Annotated in this window: 22 protein-coding genes; 12 read left to right on the top strand and 10 right to left on the bottom strand. The window is 68.1% G+C overall.

The features are described 5' to 3' along the window. Window positions 1-194: 194 nt before the first annotated feature. The 4 genes from EEB19_RS22830 to mdo form a co-directional block, all read right to left on the bottom strand. Window positions 195-728, bottom strand: a complete 534-nt coding sequence (locus EEB19_RS22830) for a hypothetical protein (RefSeq protein ID WP_187589614.1) — start codon at window positions 726-728, stop codon at window positions 195-197. A gap of 47 nt (window positions 729-775) precedes the next feature. Continuing rightward, window positions 776-2,308 carry a VWA domain-containing protein gene (locus EEB19_RS22835; protein WP_262365866.1) on the bottom strand — a complete coding sequence of 511 codons (1,533 nt, stop codon included), beginning with the start codon at window positions 2,306-2,308 and terminating at the stop codon, window positions 776-778. Window positions 2,309-2,318: 10 nt separating this feature from the next. Then, window positions 2,319-3,386, bottom strand: coding sequence for a MoxR family ATPase (locus EEB19_RS22840; protein ID WP_262365867.1), 1,068 nt, complete (start codon window positions 3,384-3,386; stop codon window positions 2,319-2,321). A gap of 110 nt (window positions 3,387-3,496) precedes the next feature. Next, window positions 3,497-4,768, bottom strand: coding sequence for an NDMA-dependent methanol dehydrogenase (gene mdo / locus EEB19_RS22845; RefSeq protein ID WP_187589616.1), 1,272 nt, complete (start codon window positions 4,766-4,768; stop codon window positions 3,497-3,499). 219 nt (window positions 4,769-4,987) lie between these two features. Here mdo and uvrB point away from each other — a divergent pair, with 219 nt between their 5' ends. Both uvrB and EEB19_RS22855 read left to right on the top strand, forming a co-directional pair. After that, complete coding sequence (uvrB, locus tag EEB19_RS22850) at window positions 4,988-7,144, top strand: excinuclease ABC subunit UvrB (RefSeq protein WP_187589617.1); 2,157 nt, start codon at window positions 4,988-4,990, stop codon at window positions 7,142-7,144. Between the two features lie 128 nt (window positions 7,145-7,272). Further along, on the top strand, window positions 7,273-7,716 hold the full coding sequence (locus EEB19_RS22855) for a universal stress protein (RefSeq protein WP_187589618.1): 444 nt from the start codon (window positions 7,273-7,275) through the stop codon (window positions 7,714-7,716). Window positions 7,717-7,781: 65 nt separating this feature from the next. On the opposite strand, the gene EEB19_RS22860 is transcribed toward EEB19_RS22855, so the two are convergent. Beyond that, window positions 7,782-10,076 (bottom strand): AAA family ATPase, encoded by a 2,295-nt coding sequence (locus EEB19_RS22860; RefSeq protein WP_187589644.1) that lies wholly within the window; start codon window positions 10,074-10,076, stop codon window positions 7,782-7,784. A gap of 35 nt (window positions 10,077-10,111) precedes the next feature. Beyond that, on the bottom strand, window positions 10,112-10,660 hold the full coding sequence (locus EEB19_RS22865; RefSeq protein WP_262365868.1) for a hypothetical protein: 549 nt from the start codon (window positions 10,658-10,660) through the stop codon (window positions 10,112-10,114). Between EEB19_RS22865 and EEB19_RS22870 the strand changes: the two genes are divergently transcribed. Further along, window positions 10,650-10,826, top strand: a complete 177-nt coding sequence (locus tag EEB19_RS22870; protein WP_187589619.1) for a hypothetical protein — start codon at window positions 10,650-10,652, stop codon at window positions 10,824-10,826. The two genes, EEB19_RS22865 and EEB19_RS22870, sit on opposite strands and share 11 nt — an antisense overlap. 10 nt (window positions 10,827-10,836) lie before the next feature. Here EEB19_RS22870 and EEB19_RS22875 read toward each other — a convergent pair whose 3' ends face one another. Both EEB19_RS22875 and EEB19_RS22880 read right to left on the bottom strand, forming a co-directional pair. Beyond that, window positions 10,837-12,081, bottom strand: coding sequence for a DoxX family protein (locus tag EEB19_RS22875; RefSeq protein WP_187589620.1), 1,245 nt, complete (start codon window positions 12,079-12,081; stop codon window positions 10,837-10,839). Window positions 12,082-12,233: 152 nt separating this feature from the next. Next, window positions 12,234-12,917 carry an MBL fold metallo-hydrolase gene (locus EEB19_RS22880; protein ID WP_187589621.1) on the bottom strand — a complete coding sequence of 228 codons (684 nt, stop codon included), beginning with the start codon at window positions 12,915-12,917 and terminating at the stop codon, window positions 12,234-12,236. A gap of 207 nt (window positions 12,918-13,124) precedes the next feature. Here EEB19_RS22880 and uvrA point away from each other — a divergent pair, with 207 nt between their 5' ends. Further along, a complete protein-coding gene (gene uvrA, locus EEB19_RS22885; protein ID WP_187589622.1) occupies window positions 13,125-16,007 on the top strand; it encodes an excinuclease ABC subunit UvrA in 2,883 nt (960 codons plus the stop codon). Window positions 16,008-16,098: 91 nt separating this feature from the next. Here the strand turns inward: uvrA and EEB19_RS22890 are convergent, their stop codons facing one another. Continuing rightward, window positions 16,099-16,365 carry a PspA domain-containing protein gene (locus tag EEB19_RS22890; RefSeq protein ID WP_262365869.1) on the bottom strand — a complete coding sequence of 89 codons (267 nt, stop codon included), beginning with the start codon at window positions 16,363-16,365 and terminating at the stop codon, window positions 16,099-16,101. A gap of 162 nt (window positions 16,366-16,527) precedes the next feature. Continuing rightward, a complete protein-coding gene (locus tag EEB19_RS22895) occupies window positions 16,528-16,953 on the bottom strand; it encodes a DUF1844 domain-containing protein (RefSeq protein ID WP_187589624.1) in 426 nt (141 codons plus the stop codon). Between the two features lie 301 nt (window positions 16,954-17,254). Between EEB19_RS22895 and infC the strand changes: the two genes are divergently transcribed. The 8 genes from infC (at window position 17,255) to pheT (ending at window position 25,318) form a co-directional block, all read left to right on the top strand. Next, window positions 17,255-17,845, top strand: coding sequence for a translation initiation factor IF-3 (gene infC / locus EEB19_RS22900; RefSeq protein ID WP_187589646.1), 591 nt, complete (start codon window positions 17,255-17,257; stop codon window positions 17,843-17,845). A gap of 112 nt (window positions 17,846-17,957) precedes the next feature. Then, window positions 17,958-18,152 carry a 50S ribosomal protein L35 gene (rpmI, locus tag EEB19_RS22905; RefSeq protein WP_187589625.1) on the top strand — a complete coding sequence of 65 codons (195 nt, stop codon included), beginning with the start codon at window positions 17,958-17,960 and terminating at the stop codon, window positions 18,150-18,152. A gap of 64 nt (window positions 18,153-18,216) precedes the next feature. Next, window positions 18,217-18,597 carry a 50S ribosomal protein L20 gene (gene rplT, locus EEB19_RS22910; protein WP_187589626.1) on the top strand — a complete coding sequence of 127 codons (381 nt, stop codon included), beginning with the start codon at window positions 18,217-18,219 and terminating at the stop codon, window positions 18,595-18,597. A gap of 29 nt (window positions 18,598-18,626) precedes the next feature. Further along, window positions 18,627-19,430, top strand: coding sequence for an RNA methyltransferase (locus EEB19_RS22915; RefSeq protein ID WP_187589627.1), 804 nt, complete (start codon window positions 18,627-18,629; stop codon window positions 19,428-19,430). 34 nt (window positions 19,431-19,464) lie between these two features. After that, window positions 19,465-19,968: a hypothetical protein gene (locus EEB19_RS22920; RefSeq protein ID WP_187589628.1), complete on the top strand. Its 504-nt coding sequence runs from the start codon at window positions 19,465-19,467 to the stop codon at window positions 19,966-19,968. Window positions 19,969-20,213: 245 nt separating this feature from the next. Next, on the top strand, window positions 20,214-21,551 hold the full coding sequence (locus EEB19_RS22925; protein WP_187589629.1) for an acyltransferase family protein: 1,338 nt from the start codon (window positions 20,214-20,216) through the stop codon (window positions 21,549-21,551). Between the two features lie 129 nt (window positions 21,552-21,680). Beyond that, complete coding sequence (gene pheS / locus EEB19_RS22930; protein ID WP_187589630.1) at window positions 21,681-22,742, top strand: phenylalanine--tRNA ligase subunit alpha; 1,062 nt, start codon at window positions 21,681-21,683, stop codon at window positions 22,740-22,742. A 74-nt stretch (window positions 22,743-22,816) separates the two neighbouring features. Next, window positions 22,817-25,318 (top strand): phenylalanine--tRNA ligase subunit beta, encoded by a 2,502-nt coding sequence (gene pheT / locus EEB19_RS22935; RefSeq protein ID WP_187589631.1) that lies wholly within the window; start codon window positions 22,817-22,819, stop codon window positions 25,316-25,318. Window positions 25,319-25,360 lie beyond the last annotated feature (42 nt).

Raw genomic sequence — 25,360 nt, forward strand, 5'->3', positions numbered from 1 at the left:
TGTGGCGTTACCGGGTTAACGTTTACCGGGTTGGCGATTACCCGGTTGGCGTTTGCCCGGGTCGGCCGATCAGAGGAGCGTGATCAGGCGTGATCGGGTCGACGAGCACGCGGCGGTACAGACCGAGCGGCCCGATGGCCGAAGTCCGGGAACTGCCCGGTCGTCGACGACGCCGGGGTGTGGACGATGCCGCGTCAGGCGGCGAGGAGAGGAGCCGGCGGGCCTCGGGTGCCCGGTCCGGAGGTGAGCAGCAGGAGCCGCGGCGCAGCGCTGTCCCATGAGGTCGACCACCGGTGCAGCGGCGACTCGGGCACCGCCGGCGGGCCGATCCTGAACCAGCGCGTGATCGACGTGAGCAGCACGCGGACCAGTCGCTCGCCGGTCCACAGACCGACTCCCACCAGCACCGCGAAGAGCAGGTGGCTGCTGATCATCGTCGGCGTGAACGATGCTCCGAGGGCGTGGCCATGACCCGATGCGACGGTCATCAACAGGTGCCCGACCACCTGGCCGGCGGCGAGCTGGCCGGTCACGGCGGGCAGTGTTGTGCCCCAGCGGCCGGAACACAACAGCCCGAAGGCGGCGCAGCCACTGATCAGCATCACCAGCGACCCGGTCGAAGGGAGCATTCCGCCGCCCACTCCGTGTGCGGTCAGCGCCGCCGAGCCCGACATGGTGCCCACCATTGCGCCGCGCACGCGGGCGGCGAAGGCGGACACTGTCGACATGCGCGGAAGGATACCGTGTCACGTCCGCGGGTGGCTGACGGCAGCCGTCAGCTCAGCGCGGCACCCAGTTCGTCGGCGCGGGTGACCAGTTCGGCCCCGTCGCGGGCGCTGACCACGCCTGAGCAGTGTTCGGCGTAGTCGGCGAGCCCGCATCCCGTCTGCGACCAGTAGCGCGACGGTTCGGGAGTCAACCACGCGACGCGATGCGTCCGCCGCGACAGCTCCGCGAACAGGTCGACGCGGGGATCGAACCCGTTGCTGCGCGCATCGCCGACGACGAGCACGGAGGTCCGGCGTCCGACGAGATCGCCGAAGTCATCGAGCAGGCCACGCAGCGTCGTGCCGTAGTCGCTTGTCGCAGCGAGGTCGAGTCCGTCCGTGGCCAGGACCGCGGTCAGTGCATCGTCCGCCGAGGCGGTGCGCAGCGCCGGCGTCACGCGGACCGGGGTGTCGACGAACGCGATGACCTCGCACCGATCGCCGACGCGGTGCAGGGTCTGGGCCAGCCTGAGCACGAACCCGGCGACCGGGCGAACCGACAGAGAGACGTCCACGAGGATGAGCAGCCGGACCGGGCCCGGCGTGTGCATGCGCCGCCACAGCGAGATCGGCACACCGTCGGTGCTGACGGCGGCCCGCATGGTGCGACGCATGTCGAGGGCGCCTCGGTCACCGTCGCGCGCGACGCGACGGGGTGCGCCACGCATGCGCTGCACCAGACGGTGACACGCACGGTCGATCTCGGCCTGATCGGCGACCGCCCGCGGGGGTGAGTCATCCGGCGTGGACATCCCGTGGGCCTCGAGGCGGGAGGAGAGTGCGTCGACGAATGCCGACAGCGCCCGTTCGAGTTCGGCGCGCTGCGCGTCGTCGAGCCCCTCCGCTCCATCGGTGCCGTACGCACGTCGGGCATCGTAGGTGTCGAGCAGGGCGAGGATCGCCGCGGCGTCGGCCAGCCCGATCGGGGTGCCGCTCACACGCGTTGCCGCCCCGACCAATTCGCCGACCGTCGCGGAATCCGCCTCGTCCACCTCGATGGTGTAGGTGACCCCGCCCGACACCGTCGACGCATCGGTGTCGACGCCGAGCTGCTCGGCGCCGGCCGACACACTGAAGTCGTTCTCCTCGCGATGGGCGCTCTCGCCACTGCGTGACCGTGCGTCGGGGTCGTCGACCATCAGGTCACCGATCTCGTCGGTGTGCTCGTCGGCCCCGATCATCCGTGCCGCGCCCTCGAAGTCGTCGTCCCAGACGACATCCTCGGGTAGGTCACCGGCCACCCCGCGAGGGCGGGGCAGCGCCTCGTCGCGACCTCGGTCGTCCGCGCCGAGGAAGAACAGGTCGAAGGCACACTCGAAACCCTCGGCCTCGTACCCGTACTTGACGGTCACGCCGCGCAGTGCGGCGCGCAGACAGGGCAGGTCGTCGGCACCCACCAGTGACAGCGTCCGGCGGACCTCGATGACCTCTGCCGGCGACGCGGCCACACCGTGTGCCCGGAGAACGCGACCGAACAGCACGGCGAGGTGATCGAGCACGTTGTCCCGGACGTGGGAACCGTTGTCGGCGAGACGGATCACGGCCGGAGCCTCATCGTCGGCCGGAGCTGCGGGCCCGGCCCGCCCCGAACGCGGTCGCGGTCACCGACCCCTGCGGTGTGACTCCGTGGACGTCGGCGGTGCCCCGCACGTTCGGGTTGTCGACGGCATCGGTTGCGGTCAGCGCCCGCCGGGCCACGTCGAGATCGCTCCCGAACTTCACCAGCAGGGACAGCAGTGCACGGTCGAGTGAATCCCGTTGGAGCGCATCGGCTGCCGCGTCATCGCGTCGGTTGCCGAGATACGATGCGGCGCGTGCCGCGTCGATGACCTCGGCGATCGACGGGCTCTTGCGCAGCGGCAGGTCGCGCAGGCGGCGGGCCAGGTCGACGACCTCGGCGACGACACCGTCCTCGACCTCCGGTGCGCGCACGGCCACGATGCGTCGTTCCCGCTCGGCGTTCGGGTAGGTCACCTGGAAGTGCAGGCAGCGCCGTTTGAGCGCAGGGGACAGTTCGCGGGTGTCGTTGGAGGTCAGGATCACCCATGGTGCCGAGCGCGCCGTGAACGTCCCCAGTTCGGGCACGGTGACCTGGCGTTCGGCGAGCACCTCGAGCATCACCGCCTCCATCGCCTCGTCGCTGCGGTCGATCTCGTCGACGAGCAGCACCGTCGGCGTCGTCGACATGATGGCCGCCAACAACGGCCGGGCCACGAGGAAGTCCTCGGTGTACACGCCGACATCGGTGCGCGCGAGAGCCGCCGACGCCGCGCTCAGCGTGGTCTCGCGGGCGAGTTCGGAACTGATCCTGTCGCGCAGCATCTGTACGTGCAGCAGCTGTCGGGCGTAGTCCCACTCGTAGAGGGCACGCGACTCGTCGAGGCCCTCGTAACACTGCAACCGGATCAGGTCCCGGCCGGCGGCGGCCGCGAGGGCCTTGGCGAGTTCGGTCTTGCCCACGCCCGCAGGCCCTTCGAGGAGCAGTGGACGATCGAGCAACGTCGCGAGATGGACGACAACGGCTAGATCGTCGTCGATCAGATAGCCCTGATTCTCGAGTCCGTCGACGAGATCGTCGACGGTGGAGAACTCGGTTGCGGGGACGGACAGTGTCGACATCGTCGGCATGGCTCCTCGTTTCGCAGAACGGTGATCATCGGTACGGCCGACCCGGGCGAGGCAGTTCGGTTCCTCGCCCGGGCCGGCCCACGGGAGTACCCGCTCCGACGTCAGTAGCTCCCGGTCATCGCGTGGGTGACCATCGGGATGAGGGACTCCACAGTGCATTCGCGCGGATTGCCCGGCGTGCACCAGTCGTCCATCATGTGCTCGGCGATCGCGCGGATCTGCTTGTCCGAGGTGTCCATGGTGTCGCCGCGGCCCTCGTACTTGCCGCTGTTCATCCGGTTCTTCTCGTAACTGTTCACACTGAGCTGACCGAAGTTGTCCGGGATGCCGAGATCCTTCGACAGCCGGATGGCCTCTTCGACCGCGGCGTCGGCGGCCTGCACCTTGGTCATGTTGGTCGTGTCGACACCGAGCAACGCGGCGATGTCGGCGTAACGCTCATACCGCGACGGGAGGTTGTACTCCCAGACACGGGGCAGGGCGATGGCGTTGTTCAGGCCGTGATGGCTGTCGTAGAACGCCGACACCGCGTGTGACAGCGAGTGGATCAGACCCAGACCACCCGAGTTGAACGCCTGTGCCGCGATGTACTGCGCGTGCATCATGCCGGTACGCGCCTCGAGGTTGCGCGGTTCGTAGACGGCGGTGCGCAGGTGATCGCGGATGAGCTCGATCGAGTACTTCGCATTGCCCAGCGACGGCGCGAAGTCCAGACGCGACACATAGGGCTCGCTGGCGTGCGCCAGGACGTCGAACCCGCAGAACGCGGTGAAGTGCTCGGGGCACGAGTAGTAGAGAAGCGGGTCGTCCATCGCCAGGTCGACCAGGCAGGTGTCGTCGAAGGCCACCCACTTGTGCGGCTTGTTCATGTCGGAGGTGTCGGTGATGACGTAGGCCCACGACGTCTCCGACCCGGTGCCTGCGGTCGTCGACACCGCGATGTGCTTCGGGTTCTCCTTGTTGGTGGCCTTGGAGAAGCCCTCGAACTCGTTGATGTTGCGGCCGTCGTGCGCGATCACCATCCGGGCGCCCTTGGCGGCGTCATGGCTGGAGCCGCCGCCGACCGAGATGATGCCGTCGCACTTCTCCGACTGATACAGCGCCGCGGCGTCCATGCAGTTGTAGTCCTTGGGGTTGGACTCCACCTTGTCGTAGAGGACGACGTCGACACCCTGGTACTCGATCTTGCCGACGAGTTCCTCGATGATGCCCGACCCCCGCAGGCCGGTGGTCATCAGCAGCACCCGGGTCATGCCGAGGTTCTTGGCCTCGACGCCGAGCATGTCGTGGGCGCCCACGCCGATCTTCGCGTTGGGGAACGGATGGAAGTCCTTGATCGGGAAGTCCCAGATCTGATTCAGCTCGATTGCCATGGGATGCAACTCCTTGTGCCGGATGCGATGTACCCCTCGAGAATGTTCGCCACGTCACACCGCCCACAAGATGACCTGTCTCGGTACGCACATGTTCGACCCGAGAGGTGAGATGGTCGCCTGTCCGTCTGGTCAGGTCGTCGTGCTCGGCCCGGTCCGCCGGCGTCGGTGCCGGCGCAGTGGAACACAACTGTCGGACCGCGCGTTTACCCTGGCACTATGGCTTTTGCAGCAGAACGTCCGGTCCTCGCGCACTCCGAGTTCCGTCCGGTCGGCGAGATCGAACGCACCGGTGGTCACTTCGAGGTGGTCAGCGAGTACGAGCCTGCCGGCGATCAGCCGGCTGCCATCGATGACCTGGAACGACGCATCACGTCGGGGGAGAAGGACATCGTCCTGCTCGGCGCCACCGGCACCGGTAAATCGGCCACCACCGCCTGGCTGATCGAGCGGGTGCAGCGACCCACCCTGGTGATGGCGCCGAACAAGACCCTCGCCGCACAGCTCGCGAACGAGCTGCGCGAGATGCTGCCGAACAACTCCGTCGAGTACTTCGTCTCGTACTACGACTACTACCAACCCGAGGCGTACATCGCGCAGACCGACACCTACATCGAGAAGGACTCGTCGATCAACGACGACGTCGAGCGGCTGCGACATTCGGCCACCTCCAATCTGCTGTCGCGACGGGATGTCGTCGTGGTGGCGTCGGTGTCCTGCATCTACGGTCTCGGTACACCGCAGTCGTATCTGGATCGCTCGGTGGAACTCGAAGTCGGCGACGAGATCGATCGCGACGCACTGCTGCGCCTGCTGGTCGATGTGCAGTACACGCGCAACGACACCGCGTTCACCCGCGGCAGTTTCCGCGTGCGCGGCGACACGGTCGAGATCATCCCGTCCTACGAGGAGCTCGCCGTCCGCATCGAGTTCTTCGGAGACGAGGTGGAGTCCCTCTACTATCTGCACCCGCTCACCGGAGATGTTGTCCGGCAGGTCGATTCGCTGCGCATCTTCCCGGCCACGCATTACGTCGCCGGGCCGGAGCGGATGGAGCGGGCGATGAAGAGCATCGAGGAGGAACTCGAGGCACGTCTGGCCGAGCTCGAGGGCAAGGGCAAGCTGCTCGAGGCGCAGCGGCTGCGGATGCGCACCAGCTACGACCTGGAGATGATGCGGCAGGTCGGATTCTGCTCGGGCATCGAGAACTACTCACGCCACATCGACGGACGTGCCGCCGGCAGTGCACCGGCCACCCTGATCGACTACTTCCCCGAGGACTTCCTGCTCGTCATCGACGAGTCGCACGTCACCGTGCCGCAGATCGGCGGCATGTACGAGGGCGACATGTCGCGCAAGCGCAACCTCGTCGACTACGGGTTCCGGCTGCCGTCCGCGGTGGACAACCGCCCGCTCACCTGGGACGAGTTCGTCGACCGCATCGGTCAGACGGTCTACCTGTCGGCCACTCCGGGCCCCTACGAACTCGGTCAGTCCAACGGCGAGTTCGTCGAGCAGGTGATCCGTCCGACCGGTCTGGTGGATCCCGAGGTGATCGTCAAGCCCACGAAGGGGCAGATCGACGACCTGGTGCACGAGATCCGGGAGCGTACGGAGCGCGATGAACGCGTCCTGGTCACCACCCTCACCAAGAAGATGGCCGAGGACCTCACCGACTATCTGCTGGAACTCGGTATCCGGGTCCGCTACCTGCACTCCGAGGTCGATACGCTCCGACGCGTCGAACTGCTGCGGCAGCTGCGCAGCGGCGAGTACGACGTCCTCGTCGGCATCAACCTGCTGCGTGAGGGACTCGACCTGCCCGAGGTGTCGCTGGTGGCCATCCTCGACGCGGACAAGGAGGGATTCCTCCGTTCGACCACCTCTCTGATCCAGACGATCGGGCGTGCCGCGCGCAACGTCTCGGGCGAGGTCCACATGTACGCCGACAAGATCACCGATTCGATGCGCAATGCGATCGACGAGACCGAACGTCGCCGCGAGAAGCAGGTGGCCTACAACACCGAGATGGGTATCGATCCGAAACCGTTGCGCAAGAAGATCGCCGACATCCTGGATCAGGTCTATCGCGAGGCCGAGGACGACGCGGTCGCCATCGGCGGATCCGGCCGCAACGCCAGCCGCGGGCGACGCGCCCAGGGCGAGGTGTCCAAGGCGGGTAGCTCGGGCGTCATCGAGAAGCGTGACACGTCGGCGATGCCGCGGGCCGAACTGGCGGATCTGGTGGCGCAGCTCACCGAACAGATGATGAGCGCCGCCCGTGACCTGCAGTTCGAGCTGGCGGGACGGCTGCGTGACGAGATCGCGGATCTCAAGAAGGAACTGCGGGGGATGGACGCCGCAGGAATCCGATGAATGTGCTGATCCCCACGAAAGGCGGACAAACCGGCACGTCGCCAACTAATCTGCCGGATCAGGGGTTTTACAGTTGGGGATGACACCTGCCTCGTGACGTCGGGGCGGAATGACTCGTGGAGGTTGGGATGAGCGCATACACAACGATCGTCGTCGGCACCGATGGCTCTGAGTCGTCGCTGAAGGCGGTCGAGCGTGCGGGGGCACTGGCGGGCGACGCCGCGTCGCTGGTGATCGCGTGCGCCTACTTTCCGAACGACAAGGGCGCCGGCGGCGCTGCAGACGTCCTGAAGGACGAGGCCTACCAGGTGACCGGGTCGACGCCGACCGAGGAGATCCTGCGGAGCGCGAAAGAGCGTGCCACCAAGGCCGGAGCGGCCAACATCGACCAGCGGTCCATCAAGGGCGCACCGGTCGACGCGCTGCTCCAGCTGGTCACCGACACCAAGGCGGATCTGCTCGTCGTCGGCAACAAGGGCCTGAATTCGATCGCCGGTCGTCTGCTGGGTTCCGTGCCGGCCGACGTGGCGCGCAAGTCGGCGTGCGACGTGCTGATCGTGCACACGACGTAGTTCGCACGAGCCAGCCCGCGCGACCTGGTCGCGCCGCTACCACTGTTCGACCGGACCCCCGGCACCTACCAGGTGTCGGGGGTTTCGTTCGTCATGTCCGACAACTCGTCCGGCAGGTCACCGGCGTGCACCACGGTGAGCCGTTGGGTGGCGCGCGTCAGGGCGACGTAGAGATCCGAATGCCCCAGGGGTGAATCCGCGATGATCTCCGCCGGCTCCACCACGACCGTGTTGTCGAACTCCAGACCCTTGCATGCGCCGACGGTGAGAATCCGTGGTGGCGAGTCGATGTCATCGACGGCAACGAGCAGTTCGGCATGCAGCCGATCCGGCGCGATGATCGCCGTCAGCCCGGTGAGTTCAGGCCGGGTGGCCGCCAGCACCGCTACCTTGGCCAGCGCCGCCGAATCGGTGTGGACGGCCCGTGGCTCGATGCCGTTGCTACGCAACGACGTCGGAGGTGTCATGTCCGGATTGATCTGAGCGAGGACCCGCGTGGCGTAGTCCATGATCTCCGATGGTGTCCGATAGTTCACGGTCAGCTCACGCAGATGCCAGCGGTCGGCGACGTACGGCGTCAGCACCTGACCCCACGACCGGGTGCCCGCGAGATCTCCCGTCTGGGCGGTGTCGCCGATGATGGTCATCCAGCGATTGGGGATGCGCCGCATCACCATCCGCCACGCCATCGCGGACAGTTCCTGCGCCTCGTCGACGATCACATGGCCGAATGCCCAGTTGCGGTCGCCGTGGGCGCGCTCAGCCGTCGTCAGCCGCTGGGTCTCGGTCTGACGGGCGGCCAGGGTCTCCGCGTCGATCAGGTCGTAGGCCATCAGGATCTCCGGGTCGAGCTCGTCCTCGAGATCCTGTGGGGCCGAACCGGTCAGGATGTCGAGCGCGTCCTGCGCGTCGGCGAGTTGTCGGCGCCAGCGCTCACGTTCGGCCTTCTCGGCATCGTCGGTGCCGTAGCCGATCAGCTCGGCGAGCTCGTCGAGCAGCGGCACGTCGGCGGAGGTCAGGTCGCTGCCATCCCGCTGCGCGTACGTCGGCTCGCGGAGCAGCGCGGCGCGATCGTCGTCCGACCACCCGGGGCTCGCCTTGCGGATCGCAGCGGCATCGGACAGCAACTCGCGCAGCATGTCCTGCGGTCCGAGTGTCGGCCAGTACTTCAGCAAGGCACGGCGGATCTCGCCGTCGTGGCCCATCTCCTGGCGGATGTCGGCGATGTCGGCGCCGCTGAGCAGTTGGGTCCCGTCCAGCAGACTCGAGCCGATCGTCCGCGCGTGGGCCTGCGCGAGACCGTCGAGCGCGGCACGGATGAAGATGGGTTGCGCCAGGTTGTGGGCGCGACGCGAACTGCGGGCCTTGGCGCGGGCAGCCTTGATCAGGGCCGAGTCGATCATCACCTGGTAGCCGTCGAAGTCCACCGGCACCGGCCTGCTCGGCAGTGACTGGCGTGCCCGCACGGCCCGCTTGAGCAGATCCACCATGCGCAGGTCACCCTTGACCGCCGCGGCCTCCCGCGACTCGGGTGCGACGGCGTGGACGCCGGGAAACAGGTCGCCGACCGTCGAGAGTAGGACGCCGGACTCGCCGAGCGAGGGGAGCACCTGGCCGATGTAGTTCAGGAAGTCGTCGTTGGGGCCGATGATCAGGATCCCGCTGCGCGACAGGATGTCCCGGTGGGTGTACAGCAGATAGGCCGCCCGGTGCAGCGCGACCGCGGTCTTGCCCGTACCGGGACCACCCTGGATCACCGTCACCCCGCGGTGCGGCGAGCGGATGATCAGATCCTGCTCACGCTGGATCGTCTCGACGATGTCGGTCATCTCGCCGGTGCGGGCGGCGTTCAACGCCGCGACGAGGGCGGTCTCGTTGACGACATCGCCATGTCCGACGTCATGCGGTGAAGCGTCGCCGAGGGTGAGGAACTCGTCGTTGACGGCGCGGACCCGACGGCTCCGGGTCCGGACGTGTCGTCGGCGGTCGACCTCCTCGGGTGCCGCCGGAGTGGCGAGATAGAACGGCCGCGACAGCGGTGCGCGCCAGTCCAGCAACAGCGTGGTGTCGGCGGCATCGTCGTTGAGCACCCCGATACGGCCGATGCGCCGCACCTCCCCGTCGTCGAGGTCGAGCCGCCCGAAATAGAGATTGTGTTCGGCGGCATCGAATTTCGCCAGGTCCTCGGTGTACATCCGCTCATAGGACTCACGCTCGGACCGTGCCTGCGGCGTGCCGCCCGCCTCACGCAGGGTCGTCGCGAGACGTCGCTGGGTGTTCGCGCGCATCCGGTCGAGTCGCGCATACACGAGGTCGAGGTGGGCCTGTTCCTCGTCGATCCGCGCGTCCGCGCCCGACATGGTGGGGTACTCCGGGGAACCGGTGTCCGTGGAACTCACTGTCGTGCAGCTCCTTCGGCGGGCACCGTGCCGATCCCGCATCCGGATGCGAGGCCGGCCGACCGCATCGCCGCCGACACCCGGGCGCCGTGTCGGGGTACCGCCAGCCGACGACACACATCGTCGACCGGTCCGGACAGGGTCCGGTCGGCGAGTTCGGCATCCAGCCATGCGACGACGGTCCGCTGCGGTCCCAGCGGGACCCTGTGTCCGCTACGCGGATCGGTGAGCACGCCGTGACGAGAGACGTAGAGCGAGAATGTCAGTGGGACAACGGGAGCGGCGACGACCGGGTGGTCGGCGGTGGAGAGCATCATGCGATCGTAATTCGGTTCGGTGTGGTCGAGGGCGGCGGCCTCGTCGTCGGTGAGCCAGGCGCCGACGGTGCTCAGCGAGGCCCCGTCGGAGCGAAAAGGTGCGGCCGGAATGTATCCGCGCGCCGAGACGTGCGCGGAATGTCCGACCGCGACGTCGGCGAGTGTGACCCGCATGATCGGCGGCGGCGGATTCCCCGACACAACGGCGGCGAGCTTGGTGCGCAGCACGTCGCGAGAGGCGTTCGACCCTACGGCGACGACGAGATGTCGGCCGGTCAGCGCCGCCGAGTCGATGGCGGCGTCGGCGTCGGCGTCGGTCGTCGTCCACGGGTACTCGTGGGCGGGACGCGTCGTCCCGGATGGGCCGATGGCACCGATCCGGGACGACGGATGATCGGTCGGGACTATGAGCGGGCCTTTCGCAGGCGACGGCGGCCTTCCTCGGCACCCTCGGCGGCGCGGTCCTTGGCGGTGGCGGTCAAGGCGTCTGCCTGGTCGGCGAGTTCGCCGGCACGGGCACGGATGTAGTCGGCGGCGTCGGTCGAACGGTCGCGGGCGGTGTCGGCCAGCTCCGGCGCGCGCTTGCGGATCAGCGCGGCGGCATCCGCCGAACGCTCACGAGCCGAGTCCGCCAGTTCAGGTGCACGATCCTTGATGCGATCAGCGGCCTTGTCGGACTTCTTCTGCGCGACGGCAACCGCCTTGTCGGCCTTCTTCTGCGCGGTCTTGACGGCCTTGTCGGTCTTCTTCTGAACCTTCTTGGCGGTCTTGTCCGAACGCTTCTCGAACTTCTTCGCAGCCTTGTCGGACCGCTTCTGGGCCTCCTCGGCACGCTTCTGGGCGGCCTCGGCGAACTCCGCGGACTTCTTCTGCGCGATCTCGGCGAACTCCGCGGTGCGCTTCTGCGCGGTCTCGGCCAGCTCCGGGGCCCGGTGGCGGATGGCCTCGGCGGCCTCGCTCGAGTACTTGCCGGCGGCCTCGGCGATCTCGGGCGCACGATGACGGATGACCTCGGCGGCCTCCACGGACCGCTCACGCGCGGCCTCGGCCAGCTCCGGGGCCCGGTGGCGCACGACCTCGGCCGCCTCGGCCGAGCGCTCGCCCAACACGTGAGCGCCCTCGACCGACCGCTCGCGGATGGTGTCCCAGGTGGAGTCGGAGGCGACGACCGGCAGCGCGCCGGCGATGGCGCTGCTCGCGGCCGACGCCTTCTGCCGTCCGCGCCAGGCCAGGGACGGCTTGCCCTCGGTGTCGACCGAGGCGATGAGCAGTCCGCCGAGCAGACTCACGTTCTTGAGGAACTGCGTGCGCTGCAGTGCGCGGGCCTGTGGGTCGGTCTCATTCCAGAAGTCATGACCGGCCAGGGTCGTCGGCACCAGCGAGCCGGCCAGACCCAGGGCCGCGACCCGAGGGAATTTGCCGGTGGCCAAGAGGATTCCGCCGCCGATCTGGATCGCGCCGTTGACCCGGACCAGGGTCTCGGGATCCGTCGGCACGTTGTCGGTGACCTCGTCGGGCAAGGTCTCGACCGATTTGTCCACGAACTGCTGGGACTTCTCGGCGCGCGGCCCCGGGTTGCGAAGTGCATCGATCCCCGATGCGACGAACACTGTGGCGAGCATGGGTCGGGCAATTCGGCGGATCAACACTGACGGCCTCCTCGTGACAGGACTCGGACAATCACCGCCCGTGGTTTGAGCGGGTGAACCTCATCGAGGCTACCGGTCACGAGCAGCCGTCGCAGGCGCCCAGCCTGCGCGCGTGGCGGTGTCGGTTCGATCGCATCAGTGGGAGCGGGCGATCACCATCCGCGCTCGCGCCACTCCGCCAGCGATGGACGCTCGGCGCCGAGCGACGTGTCCTTGCCGTGGCCCGGATAGACGACCGTGCTGTCGTCGTAACGTTCGAAGATCTTGGTGGTCACGTCGCCGAGGAGGGTCTCGAAGTCGCCGGGCTCCCAGGTCTTGCCGACCCCGCCGGGGAAGAGGCAGTCGCCGGTGAAGAGGTGGACGACGTCGCCGTCGGTCAGGGCCAGTGCGATCGACCCCGGCGTGTGACCGACGAGGTGGATCGCCTCGAACGAGAGGTCGCCCACCGTGATGGTGTCGCCGTCGTCGACGAGCCGATCCGGCGTGACCGGCAGCTCCTCGGCATCGTGGCGCCCGGCGGCGGTCGTGACCCCGAGCTCACCGGCCACCTTCTCCAACGCCTGCCAGTGGTCGAAGTGGCGATGCGTGGTGACGATCAGTCGCGGGGTCCCGGGCAACTCGCGGACCAGCTCGAGGATGCGGTCGGCGTCGTTGGCGGCATCGATGATCAGCTGATCGCCGGTCGCGCGTGAGGTGATGACGTAGACGTTGTTGTCCATCGGCCCGACGGAGAGTTTGACGATGGTCGCCGAGTCGAGCGTGCGGCGTTGCGGCGCCGGCGACTCCGACAGATCGCCGGTGTAGGTGTCACTGAGGGAAGCATCCTGGGGACTCATGGTCGCCAGGCTAGCGACGGACGAGAAGGCCTGCAGTTGGTTCGCGAGGGTATCGTGGAGCATTGGCTGATGGACCATCGCGAAGTTGTCGGTGGTCGTCGCTAAGGTACGCGCGGAGCGGTCCAACCCAGTCGGCCGACCGCATCAACCCGCTCACATACCAGCACTCCGGCATGCGCCGGATCAGCAACGAATGAGGACTTGCAAGTGGTTGACCGTCTGATCGTCCGCGGTGCCCGCGAACACAACCTGCGCGGAATCGACGTGGATCTCCCGCGGGACAGCCTGATCGTGTTCACCGGGTTGTCCGGGTCGGGGAAGTCGTCGCTGGCGTTCGACACGATCTTCGCCGAGGGACAGCGACGCTACGTCGAGTCCCTGTCGGCCTACGCCCGCCAGTTCCTGGGGCAGATGGACAAGCCCGACGTCGACTTCATCGAGGGGCTGTCGCCGGCGGTGTCCATCGACCAGAAGTCGACGAACCGGAACCCGCGGTCCACGGTGGGCACCATCACCGAGGTGTACGACTATCTGCGACTGCTCTACGCGCGGGCCGGTCGTGCGCACTGTCCGGAGTGTGGCGAGCTGATCGCCAAGCAGACACCCCAGCAGATCGTCGACCAGGTGCTCGACATGGAGGCCGGTGTCCGGTTCCAGGTGCTCGCACCGGTCGTGCGGACTCGTAAGGGCGAGTTCGTCGACCTGTTCGCCGAACTTCAGACGCAGGGTTTCTCACGCGCCCGCATCGACGGGGTCGTGCACCAGCTCACCGACCCGCCGAAGCTGAAGAAGCAGGAGAAGCACGACATCGAGGTCGTCGTCGACCGCCTCGCGGTCAAGCCGACGGCCAAGCAACGGCTCACCGACTCCATCGAGACCGCGCTGCGGCTGGCCGACGGGATCGTCGTCCTCGACTTCGTCGATCTCGAGGAGGACGACCCCCACCGCGAACGTCGCTTCTCCGAGCGGATGGCCTGCCCCAACGGCCACCCGATCGCCATCGACGATCTCGAGCCGCGCTCGTTCTCGTTCAACTCGCCGTACGGTGCATGCCCGGAGTGCGACGGCCTCGGGGTCCGCAAGGAGGTCGACGAGGAACTCGTCGTACCCGATCCGGATCTGTCCTTGTCGGAGGGTGCTATCGCGCCGTGGTCGGGCGGCCACAACGCCGACTACTTCCTGCGCCTGATGGGCGGGCTCGCCGACCAGATGGGCTTCTCCGTCGACACCCCGTGGAAGAAGCTGCCCGTCAAGGCGCGCAAGGCGATCCTCGACGGCAGCGACCACCAGGTGCACGTCAAGTTCCGCAACCGCTATGGCCGAACCCGGTCGTACTACACCGAGTTCGAGGGCGTCATGTCGTTCCTCGCGCGGCGCATGGACCAGACCGAGTCCGAGCAGATGAAGGAGCGGTACGAGGGCTACATGCGGGACATTCCGTGCCCGGCGTGCCACGGTGCGCGCCTGCGCCCGGAGATCCTCTCGGTCACCCTCGATCACCCGACGCACGGCGCGATGTCGATCGCGGAGGTCTGCGCGCTGTCGGTCGCGGAGTGCGCCGACTACCTCAACGGCCTCACGCTCGACGCACGGCAGACCGCGATCGCGGGTCGCGTGCTCAAAGAGGTGCAGGCGCGGATCACGTTCCTGCTCGACGTCGGACTGGAGTACCTGTCGCTGTCGCGGGCCGCGGGCTCACTCTCCGGTGGCGAGGCGCAGCGCATCCGTCTGGCGACCCAGATCGGTTCCGGGCTCGCCGGGGTGCTCTACGTCCTCGACGAGCCGTCGATCGGCCTGCATCAGCGCGATAATCGCCGTCTCATCGAAACCCTCACGCGCCTGCGCGATCTCGGCAACACACTGATCGTCGTCGAGCACGACGAGGACACCATCCGCGCCGCCGACTGGATCGTCGACATCGGTCCGCGGGCCGGCGAGCACGGCGGTGAGGTCGTGCACAGCGGCAGTTACAAGGATCTGCTGAAGAACCGCCGGTCCCTGACGGGTGCGTACCTGTCCGGTCGCGACGAGTTGCCCGTGCCGGCGATCCGTCGTCCGATCTCGCGGAAGAAGCAGCTCACCGTCGTCGGTGCGCGCGAACACAATCTGCAGGGGATCGAGGTCGGTTTCCCGCTCGGTGTCCTGACCGCGGTGACGGGTGTGTCCGGGTCGGGCAAGTCGACGCTCGTCAACGACATCCTCGCGACCGTGCTCGCCAACAAGCTCAACGGTGCGCGTCAGGTCCCCGGCCGGCATACGCGCGTCAAGGGTCTCGATCAGCTCGACAAGCTGGTGCGGGTCGATCAGTCGCCGATCGGACGGACGCCACGATCCAACCCGGCGACCTACACCGGAGTGTTCGACAAGATCCGCACGCTGTTCGCCGCGACGACCGAGGCAAAGGTCCGCGGCTATCAGCCCGGGCGGTTCTCGTTCAACGTCAAGGGCGGTCGCTGCGAGGCGTGCACCGGCGAGGGCACGATCAAGATCGAGATGAACTTCCTGCCCGACGTCTACGTGCCGTGCGAGGTGTGTCACGGGGCGCGGTACAACCGCGAGACACTCGAGGTCCACTACAAGGGCAAGACCATCTCCGAGGTCCTCGACATGCCGATCGAGGAGGCGGCCGACTTCTTCGAGCCGGTGACGTCGATCCACCGCTACCTGAAGACCCTGGTCGACGTCGGGCTCGGATACGTGAGACTGGGTCAGCCCGCGCCCACGTTGTCCGGCGGTGAGGCACAGCGTGTGAAGCTCGCGTCCGAACTGCAGAAGCGGACCAACGGCCGGGCCGTCTACATCCTCGACGAGCCGACGACCGGTCTGCACTTCGAGGACATCAAGAAGCTGCTGGGTGTGATCAGCGGACTGGTCGACAAGGGCAACACGGTCATCGTCATCGAGCACAACCTCGACGTGATCAAGACGGCGGACTGGGTGATCGACATGGGGCCGGAGGGCGGCACCGGCGGCGGAACCGTCGTCGCCGAGGGCACACCCGAGGACATCGCACTCGAGCCGTCGAGCCACACCGGGAAGTTCCTCGCGGACATCCTCGACGTCGACGAGACGGTGGCGTCGGCCGGCTGACCCCGTCCGATCGAGGGCTGGTGGTCCCTGAGGAACGAGCTTGCGAGTGTCACGAAGGGCCGCGAACTTCTGCCCTCGGCACCCGAAACGGCTACTTGCCCATGGATTTACGGATCTCTTCGAGCTTCTTTCGGGCCGCCTCGTCGCGCTTGCGCATCATCTCGTCGACCTGTTGGCCCTCGGGACCGGCGTGGGCGAGTTCCTCACTGCCGATCGCCGTCGAGATGCGGTTCTCGATCTTGTCGCGCACGAAGTCGAAGGTCGGGACGCCCGAGTTCGTGTAGTTCGGGTCCGGGATCGGTGGTGTGTACCCGGGCGGCGGGGGAGTCGCGGGCGCCTGCGAAGGATTGCTCACCACCTCGCCGTCGAGGACGCCCGGCTGGGCATCGGTGACGGGATCCTGGGCAGGGTCGTGCGGGGTGTCGCTGCTCACTCTTCCAGCCTACGTCGCTCGGACGCAGGCGCCGACGTTCGCAACCGGCACCGGGATGTCGGGACGTCGTCGGTTCGTATGCGCCGTCTACCGACGACGGTCGCGCACAGCTCCCGTGTACTTCTCGCCCGGACCCTCGCCGGGCTCGTCCGGGTAGGCGCTCGCGTCGCGGAATGCGAGCTGCAACTGCTTGAGGCCGTCCCGGATGGGTGCTGCGTGGATGCCGAGATCGGCCTTGGACGCGTCGACGATCCCGGCCAGGGCGGTGATCAGGGTGCGGGCCTCGGGCAGGTCGATGCGATCGTCGGGCGTGCCCTCGGCGAGCCCGAGTTTCTCCGCCGATGCGCTCATGAGCATCACGATCGCCCTGGTGATCACCTCGATGGCCGGAATATCGGCCAGATCCCGCACGTTGTCAGGATCGGTCTGCTCCGGACCGACTGCTCCCTCGCCGCCTGCCGCGGCACCCTCACCGGGCATCTGTGCAGGTGACGAATAGGAGTTCTCGGTCATGGCTGCTAGACTCCCATATCACGACCGCCCCGGTTTGCGCCGGGGTCGCAAGAGGAGTTCCGCTCCCACCGTCACGACGCGGGTTCACCGCAGTTGTACGGTCCGGTTCACGCCGACAGTCGCAACGCCTTCGAGCTGCGCGTTTCCGTCGGTTCGACACGTGTGTCGACGAGCCGGTCGGTAACGGAGCCCTGCGGATGCGATCAGCGTCCCGGGGCTCTTCTGCTGAGAAGCGAGGCCCCCTGCCACCGGAGTCCCATCTCCTGGCGGTCACCGGAGAAGAACTGATCAAGGAGGCCCCATCAGCACTGAGACCCGCATCAACGAGCGCATCCGCGTCCCTGAGGTCCGACTCGTCGGACCGAACTCGGAGCAGGTGGGCATCGTGCGTGTTGAAGATGCGCTTCGCCTGGCCTACGAGGCCGATCTCGACCTGGTCGAGGTCGCGCCCGACGCACGGCCACCCGTGTGCAAGATCATGGACTACGGCAAGTTCAAGTACGAAGCCGCCCAGAAGCAGCGCGAGTCGCGTCGCAACCAGCAGATGACCGTCATCAAGGAGCAGAAGCTCCGCCCGAAGATCGACGACCACGACTACGAGACCAAGAAGGGTCACGTCGTCAGGTTCCTCGAGGCCGGGTCCAAGGTGAAGGTGACCATCATGTTCCGCGGTCGTGAGCAGTCGCGCCCGGAGCTGGGCTACCGGCTTCTGCAGCGCCTGGGCAACGACGTCGCCGACTACGGCTTCATCGAGACCTCGGCCAAGCAGGACGGCCGGAACATGACGATGGTGCTGGCGCCGCACAAGGGTGCGAAGACCCGGCAGAAGGCGCAGCAGAGCCGCGACGACCGCGGACCCAAGCCGGCCGCGACGGACGCCGAGTCGAATTGATAGCGAGTGGGGATGGGTGACACCATCCGCCACTGAGCACTGACCAACCAGCGCGCGAACGACCACCCGACACCCACGGGTGGGTCCTCGCTCGCTCGAATGAAGGAAGCACATGCCGAAGAGCAAGACCCACAAGGGCACCGCGAAGCGATTCAAGGTCACCGGGAGCGGCAAGGTCGTTCGCCAGAAGGCCAACCGTCGCCACCTGCTGGAGCACAAGTCGTCGCGCCGGACCCGTCGCCTCGACGGCATCGCCGTCGTGAGCGAGAACGACGCGCCGCGCATCAAGCGACTGCTCAATCGCTGATCGCCCGGGCCAGGCCCGGCGACGACAGCAGAACCGACATCTGACCAACGAAGAGGACTGACACATGGCACGCGTGAAAAGGGCTGTCAACGCCCAGAAGAAGCGTCGTTCGACCCTGGAGGCATCCAAGGGTTACCGCGGACAGCGTTCGCGCCTGTACCGCAAGGCGAAGGAGCAGCAGCTCCACTCGCTGACCTACGCCTACCGGGACCGTCGCGCCCGCAAGGGTGAGTTCCGCAAGCTGTGGATCGCGCGTATCAACGCCGCGGCCCGCGCCAACGACATCACCTACAACCGTTTCATCCAGGGCCTGAAGGCCGCCGGCGTCGAGGTCGACCGCAAGGTCCTCGCCGACATCGCCGTGACCGATCCCGAGGCCTTCACCGGTCTCGTCGAGATCGCACGCAAGGCGCTGCCGGCGGACGTCAACGCCCCGGCTGCCTGATCGCACCGCAGCACCCGACCCGACCCGCGATGGAGCTTCTGTCTGAACGCTCCTCGCGGGTCGTGTCGTATGCCAAGCTCCATCGCGCCGCGGTTCGCCGGGCGGAGGGGCGATTCCTCGTCGAGGGCGCGAACTCGGTGACCGCCGCGCTCGACGCCGGCCGTGCGCAGATCGTCCTCGTCCGCGACGACGAGGACAGACGTCATGACGCCGTCCTCGACACCGCGAGCACCGACGGTGTGCCGGTCGTCGGACTCACCGCGCGCGCTGCCCAGAAGCTCTCCGAGACCGAGACGCCGCCCGGAGTCTTCGCGATCTGCGGGCTGCTCGACATCCCGCTCGACGACGTCCTCGCGACCTCTCCGCGCCTGCTCGCGGTCGCGGTCGAACCGCGGGAGCCCGGCAACGTCGGCACGCTCATCCGCTGTGCCGACGCGATGGGTGCCGAGGCGATGATCCTGCTCGGTGACTCCGTCGACCCGCACAACGGCAAGAGCGTCCGGTCGTCGGCGGGCAGCGTATTCCACCTGCCGATCGCCCGTGAACGGTCCGTCGACGACGGCCTGGCCGCGATCCGGCGGGCGGGTATCACCCAGTTCGCGACCGCCGCCGACGGCGAACTCGCACTCGACGACGCCGACGACGCGTTGGCCGGACGGTGCGCCTGGCTCTTCGGGAACGAGGCCCACGGACTCGACGCCGATGTCCAGCGATCCGCCGACCATCGCGTCTCGATCCCCATCCGTGGACGTGCCGAGAGTCTGAATCTGGCTGCGGCAGCGGCCATCTGCTTGTACGCGACCGCACGGGTCCACGCATCGGCGGACCGCTGAGCGACCGGTCCCCGACACCTGACAGGAGACACCCATGGCGGACACGCACACCTCACCGGCCGGATGGCCGCTGACCGCTCGCACCGTCGCGGAGGCCACCGATCAGGGGGTCCGAGCGGCGCGCGCGCAGGACATCGGGGATTTCCGCGACGCCGTCGGGCGGCTCGAGAAGCACGCCGAGGTGGCTCGTGAGGTTCACGGACTCATGGTCCGCGAACTGCTCGAGACCCTGTACCAGGATGGTGTGAGCGGGGACGATGTCTCCGAGGTCCTGCGACGCACGATCACTGGCGCCGGCCTGTGGGATGCGCCCGCGGATCCGTCGGCCGTCGTGGTGGTGCTCACCGGTGCACTGGGGGTTGCCGAACCGGGTGAGGACGGCGAGGGTCGGACAACCGCCATCGCGGCGGCCGACGTGGTCGGTGCGGCCGTGCTCGTGATCGCCGATCTGCTCGCCGCCGGAAAGATCGACCACAAGGACTATCTGATGCGCGCCGTGGAGGAGATCCGCCGCGCCCAGACCGTGGAGATGCCCTGACCGGGTGAACCCGGGATCCGCGTCGGATACCCGGGTCGCGGAACCTCTCCCGATGCCGACCGTGCCCTGTTTTCCGCCGATCGTGTCCGGATTTCCGCCGATCGTGCACTCCGATCGTGCTCTCACCCCGGCCGCCCTGTCTCCTCGGCGACCGTCCCGGACCCGCGACCGAGACGAGAACTGCTCAGGGACATCCGAGTAGAACTGCTCATCCGTCGACGGCCGGCGAAACGGATCCTCGATGCATGCGAACTCACCCCGGTGGGCGGACTCCCGACAGCAGTCCGCGCAGATCCCTTCCGACGGCCGCCGACCTCGACGTCCTCACCGGCTCGCGCGACCGGGTCGTCGACGTCCTTCGCCTCGCGTCGCTCGTCGTGGTCGTCGCCGGGCACTCCCTGATGCTCACCGTCTCCGCCGACGACGATGGTCTGCACCTGGGGAACCTGCTCGCCGACGTCCCGATCATGCAGGGCGCGACGTGGCTCCTGCAGATCCTCCCGCTGTTCTTCTTCGCCGGCGCGGCCGCCGCGACCCACGGCTTGCGGTCACGCCCGTCGACGTCGACGGGACACTGGTTGCTGGCCCGCGCGCAGCGTCTCCTGCGACCGGTCTTCTGGTATCTGCTCGCCGTCGTCGCGGCGCTGCTCGTCACCGGTGCCATGGGATGGTCGACCGCCGCCGACGTCATCGCGCATCTCGGCGTCCAACTCCTCTGGTTCCTCGGCGCCTACCTCCTCGTGCTCGCGGTGGTGCCGCTGCTGCACCACATCTCGACCCCTCGGCAGCTCGCGGTCGCGATCGGCGTCGCATGGGGTACGACCGCCGTCATCGACGTCCTCCGACTGGCGGCCGGAATCACATCGGTGGGGATCCTCTCGTTCCTGACCGTCTGGACCCTGCCCGCGATCCTCGGTGTCGGGTATGCCAAGCGACTCGTCACCTCGGCACAGGCCGTGTGCGGGGCGCTCGTGTTCCTCGCCGTCGACCTGCTGCTGGTCCAGGTGGGCCCCTACGAGGTGTCCCTGGTGACCGTGCCCGGCCAACAACTGTCGAACATGAATCCGCCGAGCCTTCTCCTCGCGGGGCACACCATCGTGCTGTGCGCGGCGGCCATCGCGCTCCGGGGCCCGTTGTCGGCGGTGGCGAACCGGCCGCGGATCTGGTGGTGGGTGGTTGTCGGGAACCGGGGCGCGATGACCCTCTATCTGTGGCATCTGCCGGTACTCGCCCTCGTCATCGGCGCAGGCGAGCTCGTGGGACTGACCCGCGACCAGACGAATCCCGCCGCGTTCGTCGCCGTCGTCGGTACGCAGACGGTGCTGGTCCTGGCGTTGATGGTTCCGGTCGTCGCGCTGCTCTCGGGCCGCGAGAACGACCCGCTTCCATGGTGGGACGCACCGCTGCGCCGCGACGCCGGCCCGATCCGCGACCGTGCCGTCCTCCTCGGCCTCATCGGGGTCGGGATCGCCACGCTGATGATGGCGCGCACCGGTCTCGCCGACGAGGGTCTCGTCTGGGCGGCGCTCGCCGTCGGCGGCGCAATCGTCGCACGCGCGATCGCGCTTCCGCGACGCGCCTGAGACGACGGCATCGGACACCTCATCGTCGGCTCCGAGCGCACCGACCTGCGCCGTGGCGACCCCGGCGGCTCGTCTAGGCTGGTAGCCGCATCCGAACGCCTGTTTTCGACATCGAGGAGAACTCCGCCCGTGGCCAGCTCTGCCGACGACGCCCCAGAGACGCGGTTCCCGGAACCGCAGGAACTCGACGCCGCGGCCGCGGCCGCCGTCGCCGCGTTCGAGGCGGCCGCCGACCTCGACGGCCTCGCACAGGCCAAGACGGCTCACCTCGGCGACCGATCACCCATCGCGCTCGCTCGTCGTGCACTCGGCAGCATCCCCAAGGATCAGCGTTCCGCGGGCGGCAAGCTCGTCAACGAGGTTCGCGGACGGGTCAGCGCCGCATTCGATCTGCGCACGACGGCGCTGCAGGCCGAGCGAGACCAGGCCGTCCTGGTCGCCGAGTCCGTCGATGTCACGCTGCCCAGCGGACGTCGCCGCGTGGGTGCGCGCCACCCGATCACGGTGATCGCCGAACAGGTCGCGGATGTCTTCGTCGGCATGGGCTGGGAGATCGCCGAGGGCCCCGAGGTCGAGACCGAACACCACAACTTCGACGCACTCAACTTCCTGCCCGACCATCCGGCCCGGTCGATGCAGGACACCTTCTACATCGCCCCCGAGGGATCCCGGCAGGTGTTGCGCACCCACACGTCCCCGGTGCAGGTGCGCTCGATGCTCGACCGAGAACTGCCGATCTACGTCGCCTGCCCGGGACGCACGTTCCGCACCGACGAACTCGACGCCACCCACACCCCGGTCTTCCATCAGATCGAGGGACTGGCGGTCGACAAGGGGCTCACCCTGGCGAATCTGCGCGGCACTCTCGAGGTGTTCGCGCGGGCCCTGTTCGGCCCCGACACCACGACGCGGATGCGGCCGAGCTACTTCCCGTTCACCGAGCCATCGGCAGAGGTCGACGTCTGGTTCCCCGCCAAGAAGGGTGGCGCCGGTTGGGTGGAATGGGGCGGCTGCGGCATGGTGAACCCGAATGTGCTGAGGGCCAACGGTATCGACCCGGACGTGTACACCGGCTTCGCGTTCGGCATGGGCCTGGAACGCACCCTGCAGTTCCGCAACGACATCTCCGACATGCGTGACATGGTCGAGGGTGACATCCGTTTCACCGTGCCGTTCGGCCCCGCGGTCTGACCGGCCGCTGCGGTCCGAGTCACCCGTGACAGAACACTTGAGCAGAAACCGATCGATGAAAGTAGTTGGTTGACGTGCGTGCCCCCCAGTCCTGGTACACCGAGGTGCTCCGCCAAGGAGACCCGCAGTGGTCGGCGACCACCGAGGAGATCGACCGGGGCTTCGTCCGCGTCGGCTTCGAGATCGAGGGCATCGACCCGTTCCCGGTGATCACCGGGCCCTTGGTCATCGGACGGGTCGCGACCATCGAGGAACTGACCGAGTTCAAGAAGCCCATCCGCTTCTGCACGGTCGAGGTGGGAGAGAGCGAGCCGCGCGGGATCGTCTGCGGTGCCCGCAATTTCACCGAAGGTGACCTCATCGTGGCGGCCCTGCCCGGCGTCGTGCTGCCCGGACCGTTCGAGATCGCCTCACGCAAGACCTACGGCCGGGTGTCCGACGGCATGATCTGTTCGGTGTCCGAACTCGGCATCGGCCACGACCACAGCGGGATTCTCGTCCTCGCTCCGGGAACCGCGGAACCGGGTGCGGACGCCCGCGAGGTCCTCGGTCTCGACGACACCGCGATCGACATCAACGTCACCCCCGACCGCGGGTACGCCTTCTCGGTGCGTGGACTCGGCCGCGAACTCGCCGGCAGCTTCGGCGTCCCGTTCGTCGACCCGGGCGCCGGTGCGGGCGCGCAGGCCGATCCGGTGCACTCCGAACCACCGGCCGTCGGCACCGGGCAGGCCTGGCCGGTCGCGATCGCCGACGACTCGACGGCCACTCGCTACACCGCGCGGGTCCTCACCGGCGTCGACGCGACCGCGGTCTCGCCATGGTGGATGCAGAAGCGGCTCATGGTCGCGGGCATCCGGCCGATCTCGGCCATCGTCGACGTGACCAACTACGTGATGATCGAGCTCGGACAGCCGCTGCACGCCTTCGACGCCGACAAGCTCGCGGGCACCGTCCGGGTGCGACCCGCCACACCCGGCGAGAAGCTCACCACGCTCGACGGGGTGGAGCGCACCCTCGACCCCGAGGACGAGGTCATCGCCGACGACAGCGGACCGATCGCGCTCGCGGGTGTGATGGGCGGCGGCGCCACCGAGGTGGGCGATGCGACGACGTCGATCCTGCTGGAGTCGGCCACGTTCGATCCGGTCCGGGTGTTCCGGACGGCCAAGCGGCACAAGCTCACCTCCGAGGCGAGCAAGCGGTTCGAGCGGACCGTCGACCCGGAGATCACCGCGGTGGCGTCGGATCGTGCCGCGCAGCTCATCGTCGAGATCGCGGGTGGCACTGTCGCATCCCCGCTCAGCGAGGCGCGCACCGCCGTCGCCGAGCCCGAGGCCATCACGATCCCCGCCGACGAGCCGGACCGCACAGCGGGTATCGACTATCCGGCGGGCACCACGGCGGCGCGACTGACCGAGGTCGGCTGCACCGTCGACGGCGCCGATCCGCTCCGGGTCACCCCGCCGTCATGGCGACCCGATCTGCGGCAGCGCGCGGATCTCGTGGAGGAGGTCCTTCGCCTCGAAGGCCTCGAGGACATCCCCGCGGTCGTGCCCCGCGCACCCGCCGGGACCGGTCTCACCGCCGCGCAGCGTCGTCGGCGCAGCATCGGCCGGACCCTCGCCCTGGACGGCTACGTCGAGGTGCTGCCGTACCCGTTCATGCCGGCCGGCGTGTTCGACCTCTGGGATCTGCCCGCCGACGACGAACGCCGACGGACGGTGAAGGTCCTCAACCCGCTCGAATCCGAACGCCCCGAGCTGAACACCACGCTCCTTCCCGGACTGCTGGAGATGACTGCGCGCAACATCGCCCGTGGTCAGCGTGACCTGTCGCTCTACACGATCGGCCAGATCGTGCTGGCCGGTGATCAGGTCACCTCGGTCGGCGCGCTCGACGTCACCCATCGCCCGTCGGACGAGGAGATCGCCGCACTCGATGTGTCGCTGCCACGTCAGCCGCTGCACGTCGCCGTGATCCTGACCGGGCTGCGCGATCCCGCCGGTCCGTGGGGACCGGGCCGTCCCGCGGACCACGTGGACGCGTTCGAGGCCGCGCGGGCGATCGGACGCGCATCCGGTGTCGAGGTCGAGCTGGTCGCCGACGACCACCGCCCGTGGCATCCGGGCCGCTGCGCACGTGTCGTCGTCGAGGGCGTCACCGTCGGGCATGCCGGCGAGTTGCACCCGGCAGTCCTGGAGCGTGCCGGTCTGCCGAAGCGGTTGTGCGCGGTGGAGATCGACATCGACGCGGTGCCGCTCGAGCAGCGTCTGCCGGCGCCGCGGGTGTCGCCGTTCCCGGCGGTTCTGCAGGATGTGGCCGTCGTCGTCCCGGACACCGTGGCCGCCGCCCAGGTCGAGGCCGCCCTACGGGCCGGTGCCGGGGAACTCCTCGAGTCCATCGATCTGTTCGACATCTTCACCGGGGATCAGGTCGGTGCCGGGAGCAAGTCACTGACGTTCGCGCTGTGCTTCCGCGCCGACGACCGCACCCTGACCGAAGAGGAGGCCAACGAGGCCAAACTCGCGGCGGTCGCGCATGCGGGCGACCAGGTGGGCGCCCGGCTGCGCTGATGGCGACCCGTCACTGAATTGATTTGCACCGTCATGCATAAT

Source organism: Gordonia sp. OPL2 (assembly GCF_003797825.1).
GTDB lineage: Bacteria > Actinomycetota > Actinomycetes > Mycobacteriales > Mycobacteriaceae > Gordonia.